3 protein-coding genes are annotated in these 4,553 nt (G+C 62.5%); 1 reads left to right on the forward strand and 2 read right to left on the reverse strand.

The annotated features are described in order from the left end of the window. Positions 1 to 310: hypothetical protein (locus tag ACFDS3_RS19165; RefSeq protein WP_375263943.1), on the reverse strand; the 310-nt coding region annotated here is incomplete at its 3' end. A 31-nt stretch (positions 311 to 341) separates the two neighbouring features. Continuing rightward, positions 342 to 2,663: a DEAD/DEAH box helicase gene (locus tag ACFDS3_RS19170; RefSeq protein ID WP_375263944.1), complete on the reverse strand. Its 2,322-nt coding sequence runs from the start codon at positions 2,661 to 2,663 to the stop codon at positions 342 to 344. 395 nt (positions 2,664 to 3,058) lie between these two features. Here ACFDS3_RS19170 and ACFDS3_RS19175 point away from each other — a divergent pair. Further along, positions 3,059 to 4,553, forward strand: a 1,495-nt coding sequence (locus tag ACFDS3_RS19175) for a hypothetical protein (RefSeq protein ID WP_375263945.1), incomplete at its 3' end; no start/stop codon positions are given.

A 4,553-nucleotide genomic window follows, 5' to 3' on the forward strand; every position in this document is an offset into this window, starting at 1 on the left:
GTCCGTTGATCGAGACGGTCGTGTTCGGCGCCGCGGCATCCAGCAAGAAGTCCTCGAGTTTCTCGCGCTCGACCTCCATCCCGTCCTCCGCAAGAAAGTAGGCGCGGACGCTGAAGCCACGCGCGATCAGCGTGCAGCCCCGGCTCGAGGTGGCGACTTCGATCACGGGCTCGTCGTCGCCCTCCATGAGCAGGGCCGGGTCGGACACATGGATCCCATGCCGGGCCATCAGGCTCAGCAGGTCCATCTTGTCAGCCACGGCGAAGGGGCCGGCGCGCAGCCGCCCGATCATCCACGCGTCATCACTCATCCGTCCACTCCGCCTGTAACGAGACTGCCCATCACCACCCCATCGTCAGCTGTTGCTGCTCTTCGGATGGTGCTGGTTCGTTCTTATCGGCATCCCTCGACGATGGCGACGGGGAAAATGCATCTTCGTCAGCTTCTTGCGCTGCGGCGGCGCTGCGACGCGCACCCCGCGCCTCGGCCTTGGCCTTCTTTGCCTCGAGATCCTCGAAGCTCAGCTTGTTGAGCGAAGCTTCCTCGGATTCCATGCGCGCGATGATCCCCTGCCCGATCTGGGCGTCGAGGGAGTTGGGGATGAACAGGTAGCCGATATCGACGTTCTGCTCCTGACCGATCCGCCAGATCCGGTCCTCGATCTGCACCATGTTCGAGGGTAGCCAGTCCATCTCCACGACCCGCATGCGGTTCGCGCGTGTCAGCGTGATGCCCGAGGCGCCCGAAAGCGAGATGATGATGGCCCGTACACGGTCGTCGGTCTGAAAGCGGTCGATGATCGCCTGGCGCTTCTTCTCGCTGGTGATCGACCCGTCATAAATCAGGATGTCGCCCTTCACGCCCTCGGACATCTGCTTGTGGATGAGCTGGATGACCTCCTTGTGGTGCGCGAAGATGACCGTCTTGCGGCGCAGCTCCGGGTCGAGGTCCTCGTCATCCTTCAGCTCTTCGGTCATGAACTGCGCGGCCAGCGGCGCCTTGAGCAATCCGAGGTTCTTTCGAAGTCGCGCGTTCTCATGGAACTCCGGGCTGTGCAGGGCGGCGCCCTTCACAGCATCGATCACGGCGCTCGCCATCTTGCTCTCGCCGGCCTTGATGCCCCGGCCCGTCCCGGCTTCCTCGACCAGCGCGGCGAAGTCGACCTCGATCTCCGTCAGCTGCTTTTGCTGCTCCTTCGAGAGCTTGATCGGCATCTCGAGCGGCGTGCGGAATTTTGGAGGCAGACCGAGATCCTTGGCATCGCGCTTCATCCGGCGCACGAAGCAGCCCGAGCCGCGAAGCCGCAGTTGCAGCTCCTTCTCGCGCATCGGCTTGCCGGGCAGCGGGATGATCCGCTTCCAGCTGCGGCCGTTCTTCGAAAACTCCTTCTGGATCAGCGTCGGCGGCGCGTAGCGGTTGAGGAACTCGCGCCGCGCCTCGGGCCCACGGCCCCAGATATGGGGCGCGGTGCTCGACAGCAGCGGCCAGAGGTTCTCGACCTTGTTCGGGCGTGGCGTCCCGGTCAGGTGGATGATCTTTCCGCCTGTCGCCATCAGCAGGCTTTGGGCTTCGGTGTCGCCAAGCAGGCGCCCGAGCACGGCCTGGGTGCGTTGCGCCTCCTCGTTGGCGAGGTTGTGCGCCTCGTCGGTGAGGACAAGGTCCCAGCGACGCTGGCGCAGCTTCTCGATGTTTCGCGCAGCGATGTCGTAGTTGATCGTCACGACGTCCGTCTCGGGGACCTCGCTGCCCATGGCGTAGTCGGCCTTCAGATCGGGATCGAGCTTCCACTTGTCGATCTCGCGACACCATTTGATCTTCATGTTCGCCTGGCAGAGCACGAGGATGTTGCGGGCGTCGGGCCGCTGGCGCAGGTGGTCGTTGATGATGCCGATCCCCTGGATCGTCTTGCCCAAGCCCATGTCATCGGCGATGAGGCCGGACTTTCCCGGCTCTGCGAACATCGCGATCCCGGTCTTCTGGAACGGCAGGTAGTCGATGCCCTCGGGTGCCGGCAGGTCGAAATCGGCCGGCGCACGGTGCGTGCCGCTCATCGTGAAATTCGTCATCGCCGTGGCCATCGATGCCTTCAGTGCGGATTTCGCCGCGGGCGACATGAAGCCGGCCAGGTTCAAAGCCATGTAGGCGTCGGACGTGCGGAAGGGCATGGTTCCGAATTTCTCGACGATCGCCGCCGCCGGCGTCGCGATCGGATGCCATCCGGCGCCGACGAGGAAATTGCGGCGCTCGATGTCGTCTTCGTCGCAGTTCGCCACGAACACCTTGCTGCCCGCCTCGATGCGCAGCGGGTGACGCCCCGCGGGATCGCTGGCCGGACGGCCGAGGAACTTCTGGAGGCCGTCGTCGTCGGGCTTACGCCCCGCCGTGGCGGCCGTGAGCATTTTCCGGATATCCGAGCTTAGAACCGCATCGTGCTTCGCCTTCAGGATCGCGGCCAAGTAGAGCGGCGGCTGACAGATCGACGGCTTCAAGGTCCAACTGCTGCGGCCGGGCTCGATCGCGAAAGGCGCAAAGCCATGCATGTCGAGCAGCCTTTCGAGCTCCTTCGTGAAGTAGTAGCTCGCACCTGTCACCGAGGCCCCCCAGGTCGGCAGGTCACCCTTGAATCGCTCGGGCTTGCGTTTGAGGTTCATATGGACGGTCATCTTGGCAGGCCCTCGTGAGTGGATCTCGCCAAGCTTAACTCGGATCATGCGAAAAAATTACCCCAAGAAGAGTATGACGGCGCGGTTCTTGTGGAGAACATGCCCCTATATGGGCGCGGGGTCTCGCATCATCCCCAGATTTTGTAGCGAATAACTAATCTGAGGTGGTGACAATGGGAGCTTAATATGGTTATCGATAAATCATATCTTGGTGCAACTTTTTGACTGAAGGGCTAGTTTGCGAGCCACAGAGACAGGGAACAGACCTTTTTAGCAGGTTTGGTCTGCGCTTGCGATGTTCCATAAACGAGGGAAATCGCAGAGCGCCCTGAGTGAAGGTGAAAAACCGATCTCGGGCAGAGTGGCGCGCTACTGACGCGGGACAGGGTTTGAGAATGACAGATTATCAGGAGCAGCTAGTGATGACCGCCATGGACAACGACGCAGTCGACCAAGTGGAGCGTGACGAAGCTGATACGCGGACCGGCGCGGACGAGATCGCGATTCAGGATGCGCCCTCGGCTCATGACATCGTTTATGCGAACGAGGACATCACGCCGGAAACGGCGCGCGAACTCATCAGCGCGATGGGGGTTCAGCGGCATGAGGAAAAGCGAGCTGTCGAGACCTACGCGAACGCGATCCGCAGAGACGCTTGGATCCTGAACGGCCTGCCGATCATCTTCGACGAGAACGGTCGGGTGATCGACGGTTACCACCGCCTGGCGGCCGTCGTGGAGTCCGGCCAGACGATCCGCACCGCAACGGCGCGCAACGTGCCCAGCGATGTTCTCCATACCGTCGACCAGCACCGCAAGCGGAGCTTCTCCGGGGTGCTCGAGGGGCGCGGCATTCCCAACACCGGGACGCTCGTGCGCCTGTTGGGCCGCATGATCCGTATGGAGAACGGCATCTACGGCATCAGCTCCGCGCAGATCGGCTGGTCGCGGCTCGACCAGGTCCTGAAGGCCAACCCTGAGCTGCGCGATGCGATCTCGGAGGCGGAGAACTACAAGAACAACTTACTGCGCAACGGCGTTCTCAACATCCTGTTTTTCATGGCCATGCGCGCGGGTCGCAAGGATGACCTCGTCAAGTTCCTTCGCGACTTCCATCCCGAAACGGATCCGGAGCACGCGACGTTTCGCTCGGCGCGCAAGCTTCGCATGGAAATCACGTCTCACCGGCAGCGCGCCCGTCGCGCCCTGAAGGCCGGCTCGAACGCGGCTGGCCTGACCGAGGATGAGGAAATCGGCGGCGCCATCATGGCGTTCAACGACGCTTTCAATGGCGACAAGCTGCGTGACAGCTATCTCTGGGCACCGGACCTCGAGAAGATCGAAGTCGCCGACATCAGCCGGGGCAAGACGCTGCGCGCGAAGGCTGAAAAGCGCGCGATCACGGCCGAGAAGCGGCGGCTGAGAAAGGAAGGCCTGTCGGACGAGATCGACAATATCGACGTCTCCGAGCTCGAGGTCGAGTTCACTATGCCGACGAAGCTCGTTCCGAAGCCGAACCTCGGCATGCCGATGATGGACGGCTACCCGGGGCTGCGCGAAGGCAAGGTCCAGGACCTGAACGCCGGCGACGACTATCACAGCCAGATGGCGGAGGAACTCGCACAGGCCAAGGCGAAGACGAAGGGCGAGCCCGTCTACCGCTCCGTCATCGTGACGCCGGAATTGGCCAAGCGGCTGCTGCGCTTCAACACGCACAACCGGAAGATCCAGCCGAACCACGTCAAGATGATCGCGCGCGACATCAAGGAGGGCCACTGGATGATGAACGCGCAGCCGATCTGCTTTACCGCCAACCCCTTCGCGCCTGACGCCGATACGAGCAACACGCGCCTCCTGAACGGCCAGCACCGTCTTCAGGCCAGTATCCAGG

Origin of the sequence: Palleronia sp., assembly GCF_042089775.1 — a bacterium.
Classification (GTDB): domain Bacteria; phylum Pseudomonadota; class Alphaproteobacteria; order Rhodobacterales; family Rhodobacteraceae; genus Palleronia.